Annotated in this window: 15 protein-coding genes; 5 read left to right on the top strand and 10 right to left on the bottom strand. The window is 37.2% G+C overall.

The genetic code is table 11. The features are described 5' to 3' along the window. Window positions 1-178 precede the first annotated feature (178 nt). The 6 genes from FTV08_RS16275 to FTV08_RS16280 all read right to left on the bottom strand — a co-directional run bounded on the left by FTV08_RS16275 (window position 179) and on the right by FTV08_RS16280 (window position 5,842). Window positions 179-841, bottom strand: coding sequence for a hypothetical protein (locus tag FTV08_RS16275; RefSeq protein ID WP_227553516.1), 663 nt, complete (start codon window positions 839-841; stop codon window positions 179-181). 20 nt (window positions 842-861) lie between these two features. After that, window positions 862-1,239, bottom strand: a complete 378-nt coding sequence (locus tag FTV08_RS12430; RefSeq protein ID WP_005006227.1) for a hypothetical protein — start codon at window positions 1,237-1,239, stop codon at window positions 862-864. 75 nt (window positions 1,240-1,314) lie between these two features. After that, window positions 1,315-2,247, bottom strand: a complete 933-nt coding sequence (locus FTV08_RS12435) for a tyrosine-type recombinase/integrase (RefSeq protein WP_114190198.1) — start codon at window positions 2,245-2,247, stop codon at window positions 1,315-1,317. Window positions 2,248-2,273: 26 nt separating this feature from the next. Further along, window positions 2,274-2,777: a hypothetical protein gene (locus FTV08_RS12440; protein ID WP_228160833.1), complete on the bottom strand. Its 504-nt coding sequence runs from the start codon at window positions 2,775-2,777 to the stop codon at window positions 2,274-2,276. 183 nt (window positions 2,778-2,960) lie between these two features. Further along, the gene (locus tag FTV08_RS12445) at window positions 2,961-3,806 is read right to left on the bottom strand and encodes a hypothetical protein (protein ID WP_042893442.1); all 846 of its coding nucleotides are present in this window, start codon (window positions 3,804-3,806) and stop codon (window positions 2,961-2,963) included. A 119-nt stretch (window positions 3,807-3,925) separates the two neighbouring features. Continuing rightward, window positions 3,926-5,842 (bottom strand): hypothetical protein, encoded by a 1,917-nt coding sequence (locus FTV08_RS16280; RefSeq protein ID WP_257221219.1) that lies wholly within the window; start codon window positions 5,840-5,842, stop codon window positions 3,926-3,928. Between the two features lie 111 nt (window positions 5,843-5,953). Between FTV08_RS16280 and FTV08_RS12455 the strand changes: the two genes are divergently transcribed. Further along, on the top strand, window positions 5,954-6,991 hold the full coding sequence (locus FTV08_RS12455; RefSeq protein WP_038350020.1) for a hypothetical protein: 1,038 nt from the start codon (window positions 5,954-5,956) through the stop codon (window positions 6,989-6,991). 263 nt (window positions 6,992-7,254) lie between these two features. Here FTV08_RS12455 and FTV08_RS12460 read toward each other — a convergent pair whose 3' ends face one another. Further along, entirely contained in the window at window positions 7,255-7,944 is a 690-nt protein-coding gene (locus tag FTV08_RS12460) for a hypothetical protein (RefSeq protein WP_148728180.1), read from the bottom strand. A gap of 218 nt (window positions 7,945-8,162) precedes the next feature. Here FTV08_RS12460 and FTV08_RS12465 point away from each other — a divergent pair, with 218 nt between their 5' ends. The 4 genes from FTV08_RS12465 to FTV08_RS12480 all read left to right on the top strand — a co-directional run bounded on the left by FTV08_RS12465 (window position 8,163) and on the right by FTV08_RS12480 (window position 11,836). Beyond that, entirely contained in the window at window positions 8,163-8,681 is a 519-nt protein-coding gene (locus FTV08_RS12465) for a DUF2726 domain-containing protein (protein WP_125274761.1), read from the top strand. A 111-nt stretch (window positions 8,682-8,792) separates the two neighbouring features. Beyond that, on the top strand, window positions 8,793-9,254 hold the full coding sequence (locus FTV08_RS12470; protein ID WP_038350047.1) for an H-NS histone family protein: 462 nt from the start codon (window positions 8,793-8,795) through the stop codon (window positions 9,252-9,254). 242 nt (window positions 9,255-9,496) lie between these two features. After that, entirely contained in the window at window positions 9,497-9,826 is a 330-nt protein-coding gene (locus FTV08_RS12475; protein ID WP_005006208.1) for a hypothetical protein, read from the top strand. A gap of 201 nt (window positions 9,827-10,027) precedes the next feature. Continuing rightward, entirely contained in the window at window positions 10,028-11,836 is a 1,809-nt protein-coding gene (locus FTV08_RS12480) for a zinc ribbon domain-containing protein (protein WP_148728179.1), read from the top strand. A gap of 79 nt (window positions 11,837-11,915) precedes the next feature. Here the strand turns inward: FTV08_RS12480 and FTV08_RS12485 are convergent, their stop codons facing one another. The 3 genes from FTV08_RS12485 to FTV08_RS12495 all read right to left on the bottom strand — a co-directional run bounded on the left by FTV08_RS12485 (window position 11,916) and on the right by FTV08_RS12495 (window position 16,023). Beyond that, complete coding sequence (locus tag FTV08_RS12485; RefSeq protein WP_005028471.1) at window positions 11,916-12,149, bottom strand: hypothetical protein; 234 nt, start codon at window positions 12,147-12,149, stop codon at window positions 11,916-11,918. 195 nt (window positions 12,150-12,344) lie between these two features. Continuing rightward, a complete protein-coding gene (locus FTV08_RS12490; RefSeq protein ID WP_148728178.1) occupies window positions 12,345-13,343 on the bottom strand; it encodes a hypothetical protein in 999 nt (332 codons plus the stop codon). A gap of 16 nt (window positions 13,344-13,359) precedes the next feature. Next, the gene (locus FTV08_RS12495; RefSeq protein ID WP_148728177.1) at window positions 13,360-16,023 is read right to left on the bottom strand and encodes a type IA DNA topoisomerase; all 2,664 of its coding nucleotides are present in this window, start codon (window positions 16,021-16,023) and stop codon (window positions 13,360-13,362) included. Between the last annotated feature and the right edge of the window lie 292 nt (window positions 16,024-16,315).

The following is a 16,315-nucleotide window of genomic DNA, read 5'->3' on the forward strand; positions in this document are numbered from 1 at the left end:
AAAATCATTTGAATGATTTCTTCTTGGTCTACGTGCCATAAAATACTCCATATATTGATGTTTATAACATCATTTGAGGAGCAGAATATCACTTATAGGAGTTGTTCAAATTTACGGATCCATCTCTAAGAACGCTGATTTATGCACTACTCGTTGTTCTTCCTCATATCGTATCACTTCATGAGCCACGCAATATAGAGATATATTTCTTAGACATTGTTTCCATAAAAGTTCTGGATAGAGTTTTGTATAGGTCAGGAATGTTCTTTTCCCAAAACAACAATATTTCACCCTTCGTTTTGCATAATTTAAAATCATCGGTATTGGTGAGATCCTCTACCTGTTGAATCATCACTTCCCTTTCTTTTTCTTTGGCTTGTTTTTCTAAAACTTTTTGTTCCTTGATTTTGTCTTGTTCAGACAAAAAGTTCCTACTTTTCTCGCGTTTTTCACTGTCAGTAATGAACTTAACCAAGTGGAATAAATGTTCCATCCATTCATCCGTATGGGTTAAGCCAAGGATGCAACCATTTAGATTAAAGCCAACATTAACCAGGCCTATATCTGATGATGTTTTATTTCTGATATTCAAAATGACATCTTCATCCAGTTCATTTTCTGCAATGAATTCGTCTATATAGTGTTGGTACTCTGGAGATAGAAAACCGTCAAAGGTATATCGAACAACTTCTACCAGTAAAAAATTAACCCCGAAAAGTTCAATGTGTTTTTCAATCTCCTCAACAGGGATTTCCAACTGCATTGTAGATACGAGGCTTTCTACGTGGACCAGTGGCTTACCAATTTGCTGTAACTTTTCATAAAGCTCATTTGCATTCATGGGTTGGTTCAATCCGTTTTTTATATTTTATTCAGCACAGCCAATGTCGCATTGAGCATATCGACTGAAACCTCTAATTTTTTTGCTAAACGGGCCATGTGGCCGTCATCAAGTATTCTTAATGCCTTATGTAATGAAGTATAGTTTTTTAGCTCTGAAAACTCTTCAATTTTTTCATTGATATAGACATCATCTAAACCAGCTTCTTCAAAACACTCAATTACAGATAAGCCAACATATGAAAGTTTCTGTTTTTTAACATATGTTGATTGTTTTTGGTCTATTAAACCAAGTTTCACAGCAATTTTGTGGCTTTCACCACGCTTAGGTAGTCGATTGTTTGTGATGACCCTTGTATTGAAAAATTCTTTTTTTACTTGTTCAAAAGTCTTAGCCATTACGGGCACCATCAAAAGTTAATTATTTCGATCGTTTACGATATATCTTTAGAAGTACAAGAAGCGAATAAATTATTAATCTTGGTTCGCTCTAGCGCGTGGATGTGCATCTTTATAAGAACTAATCAACGTTTCGTGATCTACAAGAATATATACTTGTGTCGAAGATAGTGATTTATGACCTAGCATTTCCTGAACGGCGCGAATATTTTTTGTTTTGTTATACAAGTGCGATGCAAAACTATGTCTCAAAGCATGAGTACTACCAATATTTCCAGAACCATGCGCCTTTAACAGAGCTGTAATGCATGCACCTAAATGGTTTTTCGCAATATGTTTGCCAGATGGTGCAATGAATAAATATCCGCAGTCTTCTACTCCAGCTTTTGAAATCCAACGATTACGAACTAAAAGCCAAGTAGAAATAGCCTCTAGTGATTTTTTTCCTAAAAAAACAATCCGTTCATTATTTCCTTTACCCAATACCTTTAGTTGCATAGCACTGAGGTTGATATCACTTAGTTTGATGGCATGTAATTCAGAGATACGTAAACCGCCAGAATATGCAATTTCTGCAGCTGCTAGATCTCTTAATTTTTGGTTGTTGTATTTAGGATTTAATGGAGCCTTGTTATCAAGGATCTCATTCAATGTGTCCACGGCGATTGGTCGCGGTAAGGAATTATTTTTGTACTTCACCTGAATATCAGTAAAGAAGTTTTCCAGTATGTATTTTCTTCGCAAGCAATAGCTCAGAAAATTTTTGATGCCAGATAAGTTTTTATTCAGTGTTCGTGCGGAAACAGCATCCACATCTGCCCGGTGTAAGCGAAATAAAGAGATATATTCACGGTTGAGATCCAAGAGATGTTTGCCTTTAAAAAAAGGCATTTCCAACATCAAAAGTATGCACTTTTTGTATTCATTAATCGTCATGTCGGATTTGTTTTCAAGCTTCAGGCTATCAAGCCATTCTTGAATCAATTCTTCGTTCGTCATGCTATGCATGGATAGATTTTCCGACATATGAATACTTAAAGCTCTTGGATAGTTTTCTCTAGCTGAACCTGTTTGTCAGCCCCAATTAATTTTATGACAATTTGCACAATATCCATATATTCTTTTACTGAGATTTTGCCATCTGCTTTCGCAGCATCCACGGTCTTACGTAAAAATGGGTTGTCTGCATATTTTTGGAATAAAGGGAAAGCTTTAAGGTCATTCAATGCATCAGCATTAATTGAGTCATTTGAATGTTTAATGATGCAATTTTTCACCTGATTTTCAGGTGTTTTGATGTAGGTCACTTCGGGCATGAGTGGCTTAATTTTTGTCACTAATTCCACTTCATTAGAAGTTAAGCAACTATACACAATTTGCGATACTGGCTCTTTTGGACCACTAACACTCCACCCTTTCGTCACTAGAAAAAACGGTATTTTAGAATACGGATACTTAAACGTATCATCAACAAGCTTATTAAATTGATGTGCAGTTGATAGGTAGCGATCGGAAGAAAAAACATCGATATGTGACATATCATTCGGCACTTCTGAGCATCCCCGACCATGATTACAGTGGCAATTGATAGGAGAGCTTTTTTCATAGGTTCAACCTTAGTTTGATTCGTGGGAAAAGTAACTTATAACTTTTGCTTAGGCTACGGTTAATAATTGTACATAAGCAAAAAAAATAGCGGTCGAGATAGACCGCTTTATGCATTAAAAATTGAATTTTTCAGTGTTGTACGCATAGATCTTATTAATATCAATGCGTTTACCCTGCATGGTAGTGATTGCAGTTGGTTGGAATTTGATTGCAAGATCTTTAATGTCTACGTCCTTCCACTCAGGCATGGTAGACGGCAAATCAATAGTACGGCGCTCTTTGGCACGGTTAGATGGAATCCAGTGGTTTAACTTAATCATTGAATCACCCAACAATGTACCTGTTTTGCGATCGACAATGCGAATATTCCCTTCTACCGAACGAATTTTTAAACCTGAAAAGTTATCAATGCCATAGGTAAAGGTATTTTGGTTTTTGCCATAAAAACGCACGGTGAATTGGTCACGCATGTAATAGTCATAATGTGCTTTTAATGCTTGGAGCATCGTTTCACGGTCTACAACTTTTTCAACCAGGCCATTATCAGTACGGAATGACTGGAGCTTTTTAAGTACCGGCTCTACATTTAATTGTTCGTCAGATACGTTCGGATTGGTCAGCGGATTACGTTGAGGATAGAAAATATCGTTTAAGTACGCTGTATGTTGAAGCAATATATACATCGCACGTTGCTGAGTATTCATTTGCTGGTAAAGGTGAGCTGTCGCTTTATAACGCTGATTTGAATTGTTTTCAAAATAGCTATCAGACAGTTTGTATTCGCTAATCTCAGGTCTAAGACCACCAGCAACAACATTAAAGCTTTTAGATGGCGTTAAAAGTCCTACATACGCTTCCTTAAAGTTCGGTGTTGGGATAGTTTCATCCTCAAATGCGAAAGCTGTATGCGCTAATACAGTACCAAGGATACCCACCATCGCAGTTTTTAATAGTTTCATTCAGTATTCTCTATATAACTTTAAAAAGGGTTTTAAGTTTGAAACTATAATACTTTATTTTTGTGCATTTAAAAAACCACTATTTAAACTTAAAGTAAAAATAATAATATTCCTTAAACCTATTTAACGCCATTCGTTAAACTATCGCTTAATCTCATTAGTCTTTTAAAGGTCAGGTAGTTTTTTGGTAGTAGTTTAGAATTAAGCGTTAAATTTGAGCATTGATCTAAGTCAATTTGGGCATTTTGATCGATAGGAAAGAGTTGTCCTTGATATGCAAAACCAGTCAAATTTTTAGCGATCGACTCAATCAAAAATACACCGTATTTATCTTGTTCCGTGGCCACTGAATTTAAACCACCTAAGGATGTAATCAGGTTTTTAAAATATCCTGGTATTGCGTTCTTCGTGCTTAAGAATTCTATTTGATTTTCAAATGCTTCAGGTGTGAGACATAACATAAAAGCATTTTTCTTTTCTTCTGGCGTTTCAAATACCTTGCCATTGGTCCACGACAGGATATTCGGCTTGAATACATGCAGTACTTCAACCGATTTAAGAAGATCCGCTACATTTGTTTTATGTTGTTCATCTGCTTCAGGCACAAACTGATTTTTGGTATATACCGCAGTAGAAAACCATTCATAATCAATTAACTGATTATCGGCATCTAATGGTTCATACAGCAAATACACGGCGCTATCACGCTTAATGGCCAACAGTGGTGATACTGCATATTGTTCTGCAAACTGAGTGATTGCATCTAAGAGCTCACTTGATATGTTGAGTTTTTTGGCATTGAATTCATCGCAAATTAACAGTAATTCTTGAGTGAGTGTTGGTACCACGTTTAACGGTGAACCAGTCTTGTTCAGCATCTCGTTAATAGCATTCTCAATTGCCCCTTTTGTTAGGCTATTGATGAACTGCAGCTGCTCTAATGAGATCCCTTCATGATCCAAAGCCTGTATGACCAGATCAAAAGCATGACGAATTTTCTTCTCAAAATGGTTTGCGTACGATAATCCCCAAGCGTCAGAAAAAAACGAGACTGTTTGTTCTGTATAGCTGGTATTCATTAAGGTTTTGGCAAGTTGCGCGTTACCGATTAAGTCACTTTCATCTTCTAATTTTTTACGCAAGTACTTCTCAATACCTTGTTTGCGAACGTACTGGATCTTCTTCAGGTTTTGACTTGATAGCCAAGTCTTATATTGCGATACAGCATATTGAATGTTCATATCGGCATATGCAGTAATACGGCAAGGTATACCATCAAAGAACGTTGGTAGAAGCACCTGTAAGAGCTCTAAATCACAAAGAGAAGCATAGATAACGCCGTCAGCCACTTCAAGGTCTGTAATCTTCACTGAGAATGAGTGAATACCGACTCGAACCAGTATTAATTTATCGGTATTTATTAGCACCGCATCATAAGAACTTTCACTGGTGATATTGTTTGCTTTAACCCATTTTTCCCAATGGTTAACGATATGGCCAGAAAGCGCTTCACGAGTATCGAAAGGTTGATCTAGATCTGCAGTTGCACTTATGAACGTATCTAAGCTAAACGCATATCGTAAAGGCTTTAGCTCGATATATGTCTCAATCGCTGTTGTATGTTGCTGAATACCATTAGTAATGCTTTGGAGCTTCAGTGCATAGTTCAAAGCCTCAAGCTGGAGCACTTCATCATCACCGATCTGCTGAAACACCGATGTAGCATATGAAAAATTAGTTTGTTCGCCGTGAATATAACGTCTTTCTTGCCCAATCTGCAGATACAGATTTTTGGCATCAGATTGGACTAAATCTAGGTAATTTTGTGGCTGAAGATCCTGAGCAAGTTGCGTAAAAGGTATTTTAATTTTTGATACTTTAGGTGCTTTTTTGAAACCTTCAATTGATGTCGGGAATTCAATAACATCTAAAATAAAATCTAGGTTTAAAGGTTTAACATCTATGATCAAATGGTTTTTATAAAAACGTCCAATCAGGTTATTAAAAAAACAAACTTGGGTTTTATGGTTTAGCATAAATATACCTTTATGAATCTTAAAGATCATCTTATAATAGTGGTATAAGTTTTAATACTATTTATCATGTGGTATTTTTAAACAAAGATAAAACTTTTAGTGAGTTGTTTCATGACAGAATCAGTTGTACCAAATAATAGCGCTTCAGAGAACGCACAAATACCAGGTACGATCGGAACATCAGCCGTTGCAGAACACAAGGGCGATAGTTTTAACGGCACAAGCATCATCACGATTGGTCGAGTTGACTTAAGTAGTTCTATTGAGCCTCTATTTGTACCAGTCTCAACATTGTGGTCCATCACACCGGGTAATTATCCTTTAAGCGCAGAAAATATTAAAAACTGCACGGCAGTACGATTTGAGGGTGAAGAACTACTTACCCAAAACTTCGCATTAGGCTCAATTGTGGTTTATAAAATCAATGGTGTTTTAGGGAACCATGTAATTGTGGTCAGTGAGGATCGAGACGGCGGTAACGATAACCGTGCGATTTACTGCAATAGCTTCAATACAACATGTAATATCTTATCTCAGTACGGTATTGCCTTCGCTGAGCTATATCGCCGCAAAGTATTAGAGCTTGATCAAGTCCTCTATACCAACCTCAATAGATCCCTTTTACAAACTCTCTATGTAGAAAATGAAACTGACGTTATTGATTTAGAGTGGAATACAAAGCACCACCCTACTCTATACGTTCATGCGTCAAACTTAGTTGCATCTGAAGAGCACGGTTTTGTGAAATATGATGGTCGTATGGCTGGTATTGGTACCTTTTCTACAAAATGTCTAACTGCAGACCGTAACGGCAACTTAATTAAACCAGAGCTAGCCTTCCTCAATAACATTATTGAAATTAATGTTACTGAAAAAGATGCGTTAGAGTTCTTGAATTGCTCTATTACGAATAACCGCTTCTTTTCGCGTATGGTTGATCAACTCAAAAGTGCTGGTCGTAAAGAATATGACTTCATCACGAACAACATTGATTTCTTCGCCGTACATGTGAAGCTTAACCTTGAAGAAGATCGTCCTAAAATTACGCGAATGGTTTTAGCACCAGATTTACCAATTCTGGAAAACTATTTGTATAAGCAATACGATCCAACCTACCTTGGTGAAGCCGTTGACGACTTAATTCAGTAATACAGATCTAAAAAAGCTAAAAGCCTACAATGTAGGCTTTTTTAATGCAAAAAGGAAAAGGCTTAATAATTACGGAATCCCAACCTGAATAACATCTATCTAAAAGTCAAAGAACGTAGGTCGGCAATTTTAATTTGAAACTTTCCTTTATGATTGGATAAAACACCAGTACCACAAACAGTAATTTTTTTCCCTACATAACCTGATATTTGAAATGACTTTCCTTTTCAGCTACTCGAAAATATTCCTTACTTGTTTAGTGATTAAGGCGCTTTAAAATTCAATTGGATTTTATAAGTGTTCAAGACATCTGCTATAACAGTACCTTCAGGGATCTCAATCTTATCCCCTACTTTGTATGTGTTCACAAATTGCCAAAACACCGCTTTTTCTTGTGGATCTAAACGAGAAAGGATGTATAGATAAGCAGATTCAAGCTGTTGTTGGCTTGCATAGCTATCTACTGATCCTACTGGCGTAGTTGCGAAGTTATAGTTCAATTCATCAAGAAGAGCTTCATATACAGTCGTACTTGCATACTTGCTGTATTTACCCTTGTTTTCAGGAACCGTATAGCCGTGGTTGTAATTGATCATACGAGCAACGTAACTGGCCAATAGTTCCGAGTTTTTAGGGTTTTGCTGTAAATAGTCTTCCAGCTTGGATTTATCAGCTTCGTGCGCCGTTAAAACCACTTCCCCGTTATTAATAACATTCAAGTTAAGTTTAATGCTCTTAATTTTACGAGGCGGTTGTTCAAATTCCGCACCATTAAAGCGATGTTTAACATTGATATAATATTGTTCAATTGCATTCGCTTTAACTAAGGGAATTGGTGAAGATGATACAATTGGAGTTTGTGAGACTTTAACGGTTGTGTTGTTGGCATAGAGGTGTGCTGATAGCGAGATTGTACCAATCAGTAAAGCTAAAGTACGTTTATTAAATACCATTTTAAACTTTTCCAGTGAAATAGTCGGTGTTATTTGTGAGAACCAGTTTTACTTTTAAAACTGCTTCTAAGCTGTCTTTACAAGATTATACTATTTTTAACATTGCATCACTAATAGTCCTTAAACATTTTTAGTTAATTCGTATCAATCACCGTTAAAACTATCTAATATGTTTAAGAAGTTTAAGCACCCTTTAAAATTTGTTGTGTATTAGGTTTATGGAAACGATTTTAAATTCCTTTTTGTTAAAGTCTATAATTTATTCATTATTGTTTTATATAGTGTATAAGTTCGTTTTTGCTTTATGTGGCGTATTTCGCAAACCTAAAACTAAAGCCAAAAAGAATTCAAAAAAAGGCTATCGTAAGCCTCAAAAGAATCAGGAGCTTGTATCTAAAAAAGTCCTTACAAAAGACGAGATTACAATGCTTGATGCACTAGAACAGGTCATTCCATCACGCAACATTTTGGTGCAAGTAAGCATGAGTGCTTTTATGACCACGCAAAACATAAGTACCCGAAATCAGTTTTCTAGGCTTTACGTGGACTATTTGATTGTTGATGAAGACTACAATCCTATATTATCTATTGAGCTTGATGGGCATTATCATAAATATACCCAGGATAAAGATAAAAGGCGTGACGAGCTTTTGAAGAGTGCTGGCATTCCTGTCATTAGGTTTAAGGAAATTCCAGACATAAAAGTTATAAGAAAAACCATTTCAAGGTATATTTAGGTATAAATACGATTAACTCTAATTGATTTTAATAATGTAAATGTGTAAAAATGGTTTTGTCGTAAGAGATATTTTGAATTAATTTTCAAATATATTTCTAAAGGTTTAATCATGAACAACTTAACTCGCAATACTGGAACTAATGACATGTTAAATGTATCAAAACCAGAAAATGTTGCTCAAATGTCACCTGTTGAACTTCAGAATTATATTGAAGAACTTCAACAACAACTAGTCGTTAAAGAAAATAAAGCTTTTCACGATGCTGTTAGTGCCATTAATGCAATCATTTCAGAAAAAATTACTGCCGATGGTGTTGTGGACATCCATACACTTAGTGAATATCTAAAAAACAACCACATTGATACCACAAAAGTTGAGCCTGTAAGACGTCAAAAACGTAAGCTTACGCATGAATGGGTTCACCGTGAAAACAACAGCTTACGTTGGGCTGGTCGCGGTCAAGTAATTAAATGGTTACGTGAAGAAATGATTGAAAAGGGTTTAGATCCTTCAGATAAAGAAGCTGTACGTAGTTATTGCGAACAAAATCTAGACCTTAAAGAGATTTAATCTTTAAAACTAGTGAAACCACCGTAAAAGGTGGTTTTTTTTTGCCATTATATAGTGTCGTTAAGCGATACCCTATTCTATTAGCTTTCAGCCGATAACAAGAAAATTTGCAATTGGTATATACTTAAACCGTTTTTATAAAGGTCACGTTATACAACGGACTAGTTTTAGTTAAATTTTGGTATATACATTATAAGTATATGTGACTATACCTTTGCTTATGTTTCGCTGGAGGCGATTAAATGTCATTCAAAACTCTATTATTAACTGGCTTATTATCTGTAGGTTTGGTTTTAGTTGGTTGTAGTAAAAAAGAAGAATCAACATCTCAATCAAAACCTATTCAACCAGATGAACAAATTGACAAAGTAGATCCATCTGCAGACCTACAAGCAGCGCGTGAAGCTTATGTCGATAATGAAAAACCTTCAAAAGTTGAGGGCCACGATTTTGATGCACATCAAAAAACTGCAGAACAAAATCCACCAAAAGAGGACGAGCAAAATGATATGTCTTCTATGCTGAACGCTGCAGCTGCAGATGCTCAAAAACAAGCAGATCAAAACAAATAACAGCACATAAGCTTGGTACATCTTTAAAGGGGATTCGTTATCCCCTTTTTTAATGCGCCTTTAAAATACTTTTTAAATTCCCTTATTAAAACTTAACTAAAACAGTGATTCATTTTAACTAAAAAAACTTTATACCCCACGACTTAGTTATAATTAACCAGTTAAAACGTAATTAGATAAATGCGTTAAGGAGTATTAAAAATGGCATATGAATATAACTCGCAAGATAAGCGGTTTGAATTCCCTAATCCCTACCGAATAGAAAACATTTTTAAAGTGATCGGTGCCATCGTTTTTATGCTGGCTGGCCTAAGCTTAATTTTCAGTGCAAAAGGTCTATTCAGTAACGGTGTATTTGTTGCACTACCACCGCTTATAGTTGGTCTAGCAATGTTCAGTTATGGCGCTCTACTGCTGACCACAGGCTTATCAAACCTAAAGTTCTACTTTGGTCGTGATCAACCAGCCGGACTTGCACAGGAGTTATCCATTCAAGAAACTGGTGCTTATCCTGGTGCAACCGATATTAAAGAGATCCTACGCCAAAGCGCTTTGATTTATGAAGAACCAAAAGGCTCAGTGAACGGGATTCTATATTCACTGTTCCCTAATCTTATTTTTTCGCCATTATTCATCCGTAACGCTGCAGAAGCTCAATTTCAAAATGCGATTGTTTTTCTGATTACCTTAGTGAGTGCTCTAATCGCGTATGTGGGTGCATCACCCAATACAGGTGCTTGGCTTGGGATTGTTTACAACGCCATTATTTTGATTGTTTTATTGCGTCCTATGGCTAATCCGAACTCAGGTGCACAAGAAATTGGTTTATCTAAAGTCATTGGTTTGGTTTTAGTCGCCATTCTTGGACCTGTATTGGTTCCTATCCTTACCCAACATGCAGTTGCACCTATTTGGTTGCCAAGCATGGATAAAGCAATTTTTACGTTAATTGCAGCGCTGATTGCGATTGCGATATTCTTCTTGGCCGTGATTGCTCAAATGGTAAAACAGCCACCACAAGCCAGTGCTGGAGTCGTTCAGGATAGTTTGAGTATGAATTGCCAACCAATGCAATTGTTTGATGAACTTGAACGCCATCTACAAAAGAATTGGGAAAGTGCTATTCCTAACAGAATCTATTCACGCCAGTTGCCAGTTATCAACTCTCGCAGTAAAAACGGTGCTTTTGAGGGTGAGATCTTAGAAGAAACTCAACCAGTGCCAATCAATACCCTTCGTGATATGACATTGAGCTCATGCTTCAAAGAAGAAAAGTATCGCTGGTTAGCCATCCTCAATAGTTTTGGATTGTTAAGTTTTATTGCTTCAGTCGTATTAATGACTATTTTTGCCAAAGGTCTATATAACGGAAGCTATCTGGATTTTAGCGACTTCACTTATGGTTTCTTTGGTGTATCGATGTGGATCTTAGGGAAGTTTTGTTTTGAGCACGGTAATTACCTATGGAGCCGTTTTGACTTTGTATCAAAACTAATATGGGTTGAGGCTAAAGGTAGCTATCAATTGTCTCAAATGAACTTTGGCCGTTACCTTGACGACAGCGTGAAATCACAAAAAGAAGTCATCAATGTTGAAACCATGACGTTACGTGTCTGGTACGCTGAAATTAGCACAACGACCTTCGGTAAATATCAAAACCGTGCGATCTTGAGCATGACTGCTTGTACTGATGATGCTGTTGTACTGAAAGAGCATTTAGCCGACTTTGCCAAAAGCCAAAGCATTGTGGTTGCCCCAACGTCTGAAGTAGATATTAACCGCATGTCATCTATGAACCAGATGAATAGCGCAATCAATAAAAACTCACCAAGAACACATGGTACACATCTTGGATTGATGAATAACCCTGAAACACACAGTCAGGATCTATCAGATCAAGTACCAGTGATCATCAAACCGAAAAAGAATATGTTTTGTGTGAAATGTGGTGAACCACTTCAGGACAATATGCTGTTTTGCCCTCAGTGTGGTACCAAAATAGAAAGTTAATCGTTAAAGAAAATAAAGGAATGGATTACGAATGTGGTCCATTTTTTTTGACATCAAAAAAATAATTAGAGTTCTAAAATTAAGAGTTTAATTGAGCGTTGACATATTCTTCGACAGAAAATCCCTTTACGCCAGTTTCTATAAGTGCATGCACAAAGTCTGAGAACGTCACTGGAATGTACCCTACTTTGAATAGTGCCTCATTCAACTCTTTGTACTTCAGAAAAACTTCTTCTTTATGTTTTTTCTTCAGCTTAAACGTGGACGGCAAATCTGCCACTTGCAGATCTTGAATTTTGGTTGGGTTGTTCATAGCGTACCCGGTTGCTTAAAAGTTGCGAATTTAAACTATTGTAATGTGAAAATTAAAAAATGCAGAATAAATCTGCATTTTATTGTTTCATTTTTTTAAGATCTATTTGATAAACAGATGCTTAAATTAGTATTCTCAACCAAAAGCCAATTAATAGCGGATTAACCAAAATCAATCCGTTTCTTATTAGTATGTTTAATGTGTTGCTACTGGCGTACCAAATGCATCAGGATGTTGTGGTTGTTCACCACCACTTTGTTGAGCTTGACCAGGTTGACCAGCTGGAGCAGTTGTCTTACGTGCAGCTAAGTCCTTCATGATGTCTTGACAAGACATGCCCCCTGTTTCGTATAAGTTGTACGCAACAGGATCTTTTTTAGGATCTGGCGGTACACACTCCAATTCAGGTTCACTAGCAGTTGCAGAATCGGCATTCATTTTGTCCAGTTCGGTAGTAATCAATGTCAGATCGATGTCACTTGGCGTAATTGGACGACTGCTGATCTGCAAGCGATAAGTCATAGACGGCGTTAGTAGCGCATATAGTTCGCGGATCTGATTGGCCATAAGCGCAGGATTTTTCATTACGATTTTTTGGCATAAGAAAAGGTGCACGTTGTTCGCGCTACAAACACTTCCTTTACGCTGACTTGTTTGTGGGTTTTGGGCATCCACTTTCAAGGGGTAGACTTCAATGTAAACTTCATACGGCGTATCTGGCTGAAATTGGAAGTTCTGCAAACTAGAAACGACAGTTGAATACGGTTCTGACGTATCTTGTGCATGACAGAATACTTGTGGTGCGTTACAGTCAAAGTTACGACTAATACGGTCGATAATTTTATTGCGCTGAGCAGCCAATTTCATACTTTCTTCTTTTACTCGTCTTGCAACTTCACTCTGCAGTCGAGCTTCAAGTTCAACATCGCTTTGTTGTGGACGTTCAACTTCGATGTTTTGATTGCCAAAAATAACCACAGCAAATAACAAAAAGAAAAGAACACCACCGCCAATCAAGATTAGCTTTTTATGCTTAGCAAAAAAGTTTTCATCAATGTTTACTTTTTTGCCCTTCTTTGCTGTCTTGGCTGGCTGTTCAGGCTCACTTACATGTTCATCATCGGGTTGGATTTTGATCGCTTCTTCAGCTTCCTTCCCGATGTTGTCCATATCATCTGGTTCGTGATTACTCATTTATTCACCTATTCAATTATTTACTTGATTTAGCTTTTGTAGAGGTCGATTTAGACTTGGCTTTCTTTTTGCCACGTTGAACTGGCTCACCGTTGTTGTCGTATCCACTTGCACCACAGCTAAAGCAATCCCATTTATACTTACGTTCACCACGTAAATTAAATGCAGACTGAATCATGGTCTGGCCACACTCAAAACACTTGGCTTCGTTGCCAGTGCGAGATTTTGTAAGTTGGGTATCTGGTGATCCATCTGGCAATATGTCGAAATAACGTTTACATGATGCAGCTTCACAACTGTATCGCTCTTCGTAAACACCAGGTTCTTTGCGGTACTTGGTATGTACAAGAGGCTTTTTACAGATACATGGATACTCTGTTTTGGTCACTTGGAATCTTGGCTCGTAGTTAGGACTACCATCAGGGAACACCTCTAATGGACCCGACTTACATTTTTTGCCTTTCAGGTTTGGATTGGATTTTTCACAAGAAAAGAAGTGATACGGCTTACCTGAAGAAGTTGAAATACCTTTTAACTCACGCAACCAACCGCCACACCCTTCAAGCTGACATTTGTATGTATGGTTACGGCGATATTCGTCAAAATCAGGAACCAAGTTACCGCTTTCGTCATTTGTAGAACGGTATGTTTCTTTACAGGTGCCATCTACGAACGCACGTTGAGAGCACTCAAAAAATACAGATTTATCAGTTGTAACCTGAGTCAGTGATTTGCCACATAAACATAAATGAGCAGTTGGCTCACGTACAGTTGGCTTACCCGGTTCATCTTTACCATCAACATTTCTGTTTGGCGCTGAACTTTTGCATGAATTACATGACCAGTAGACCGATGTTGTTTTGTCGCGATTGGTACCGATTTTCGGCAACATGCGTCCGTCATCACAGTTATTACATTTGTAGATAGGGAATGAATCAAGCCAATGTTTTGAGAACTGTCCTAATTCACTTTCAATCCCTAAATGGAACTTTTGGAGTTCTTGTTTGTAATCGGCATCACCAGTAGCGATTAGATCCAGTGTTTCTTCAATTTCTTTGGTGTAAAGCGGATCTGCAAAACTAAACTTACCTCTAATGTTTTGAATCAAGGTCAATCCATGCGGTGTAACTTCAATTTTCTTTTTAACAAGCTTGATATAGCCGTGCTTGATTAAACGTTCAAAGATTGATTGATAAGTACTAGGACGACCAATTCCTTTTTTCTCAAGTAATTTGACCAATGATGGTACGGTGTAGCGTGAACGTGGTTTGGTTTTGGTCGCGATAACTTTACCAGCAATAACATTGTGGTTTTGACCGACCTCAATATCCATAGGTAGCGTATGTTCAGGTTCTTTTTCTGAATCTTCTTCACCGTCCACGTATTCAAGTGCATTTTCATCAATACTGTAGGTCTTTAATAAACCCAACCAACCATCTTCCTTTAAGATACGGCTAGAAGCTTTGAATTCAGCATCTTTAGTAATGCTTTCACCATCTACATTGAGCGTGACATCTTTATAGACACCTACAACGGATTTAACTTCGTATTCAGCTGGAGCCATTTGCGATGCAACAGTACGCAACCAGATTAGACGGTATAGATCCTTTTGAACTTTGTCCTCACCAGCTTCAAAGGTAAAGAAGTCACTAGGACGAATACATTCATGTGCTTCTTGAGCACCATCGCGAGATTTGGCTTTATTGCCGATAATCGCAATGCCCTCTCTCTCACCAAAAGCTTCTAGAGCTTGCATGCCCTCAGGCGAAATTACGGCAGCATCAGTACGATGGTAAGTGATATAACCACCTTCATATAACTTTTGCGCTGCATCCATAGTTTGTTTTAGATCCAAACCAAGACGCGCTGCAGCTGCAGCTTGCAGATCAACAGTAATAAACGGCGCTGGAGCACTACGGAAAGATGGCTTAGTTTCAACACTGGTAATGGTTAAGTCTTTTTTATCAATTTCGCTTTGTAGACGGGTAATTGAAGCTTTATCTAACCACTGGTTATTGTGCACATCCTTCATTTCAGGATTAAGCCACTTAGAAAAATCCCATTTCGCAGCCCAACCTTGTTTTAGAGTTACTTCAAGGTTGTAATGTTCATGTGATTTGAAGTTTTTCAGTAGATCTTCTAAATCACCAAGCACAACGAGTACGGCAGATTGAACACGGCCAACAGGAAATTTGCCTTTTAAAATATTTGAAATTGGCTCATACAAGTAAAAACCGATCATACGGTCAAGGAAACGGCGTGTTTCTTGAGATGCCACCATACCTTGATCCAGCTCTTCACCATTTTGAAGTGCATTAGCGATCGTAGTTTTATCAATAGCGTTATATTTGACGCGAATATACTGATCGTCAGATAAGTTCAGGATACGTTTTAAGTGATATGCAATGGCTTCACCTTCACGGTCCAAGTCAGTTGCGAGGAAAACCGTATCTGCATTTTTAGCAGCCTGTCTTAATTCTTGAACAACGCGTGTTTTATTTTGAGATATTTCGTATTTAGGAACAAAGGCTGGATATGAGAAACCGATCTCATGATTAGGTAAATCACATACATGGCCAACTGAAGCGCGTACAACGAATTCGTGCGGATACAGGTCATCCAAGATATGTTGAATTTTTTCGACCTTTCCGGGTGACTCTACTATGAACAAACTACTCATTAAAATTCATCCAATTTTTAACTTTCTTTAGTAATAATTACTGAAGTTAATCTAGTAATGGTTTAAGTATATACAATTTTAAAATGTTTAAATAGGTTTAAGGGTTGATAAACAAACACTTTTAAGGGCTTATTTCTTAATCTTTAGTTGGATGAACATTTCAAGTGGTTAAATTACTTCCTGTTTTCAATAATCTACGCGAAAAAAGACAACAATATTTATCTAAAATTATGGGAAAAAATGGCTTAATTGTTTGAAAATGCACTGTTTAACCGTCACAAATTAAAATTCC

The sequence above is a fragment of the Acinetobacter sp. YH12226 genome (assembly GCF_013417805.1).
Classification (GTDB): domain Bacteria; phylum Pseudomonadota; class Gammaproteobacteria; order Pseudomonadales; family Moraxellaceae; genus Acinetobacter.

Bases quoted from the DNA above. Each gene is read 5' to 3' on its own strand.
- FTV08_RS16275 (WP_227553516.1), bottom strand. From the start codon at position 841: ATGAATGCAAATGAGCTTTATGAAAAGTTACAGCAAATTGGTAAGCCA.
- FTV08_RS12430 (WP_005006227.1), bottom strand. From the start codon at position 1,239: ATGGCTAAGACTTTTGAACAAGTAAAAAAAGAATTTTTCAATACAAGG.
- FTV08_RS12435 (WP_114190198.1), bottom strand. From the start codon at position 2,247: ATGCATAGCATGACGAACGAAGAATTGATTCAAGAATGGCTTGATAGC.
- FTV08_RS12440 (WP_228160833.1), bottom strand. From the start codon at position 2,777: ATGTCACATATCGATGTTTTTTCTTCCGATCGCTACCTATCAACTGCA.
- FTV08_RS12445 (WP_042893442.1), bottom strand. From the start codon at position 3,806: ATGAAACTATTAAAAACTGCGATGGTGGGTATCCTTGGTACTGTATTA.
- FTV08_RS16280 (WP_257221219.1), bottom strand. From the start codon at position 5,842: ATGCTAAACCATAAAACCCAAGTTTGTTTTTTTAATAACCTGATTGGA.
- FTV08_RS12455 (WP_038350020.1), top strand. From the start codon at position 5,954: ATGACAGAATCAGTTGTACCAAATAATAGCGCTTCAGAGAACGCACAA.
- FTV08_RS12460 (WP_148728180.1), bottom strand. From the start codon at position 7,944: ATGGTATTTAATAAACGTACTTTAGCTTTACTGATTGGTACAATCTCG.
- FTV08_RS12465 (WP_125274761.1), top strand. From the start codon at position 8,163: ATGGAAACGATTTTAAATTCCTTTTTGTTAAAGTCTATAATTTATTCA.
- FTV08_RS12470 (WP_038350047.1), top strand. From the start codon at position 8,793: ATGAACAACTTAACTCGCAATACTGGAACTAATGACATGTTAAATGTA.
- FTV08_RS12475 (WP_005006208.1), top strand. From the start codon at position 9,497: ATGTCATTCAAAACTCTATTATTAACTGGCTTATTATCTGTAGGTTTG.
- FTV08_RS12480 (WP_148728179.1), top strand. From the start codon at position 10,028: ATGGCATATGAATATAACTCGCAAGATAAGCGGTTTGAATTCCCTAAT.
- FTV08_RS12485 (WP_005028471.1), bottom strand. From the start codon at position 12,149: ATGAACAACCCAACCAAAATTCAAGATCTGCAAGTGGCAGATTTGCCG.
- FTV08_RS12490 (WP_148728178.1), bottom strand. From the start codon at position 13,343: ATGAGTAATCACGAACCAGATGATATGGACAACATCGGGAAGGAAGCT.
- FTV08_RS12495 (WP_148728177.1), bottom strand. From the start codon at position 16,023: ATGAGTAGTTTGTTCATAGTAGAGTCACCCGGAAAGGTCGAAAAAATT.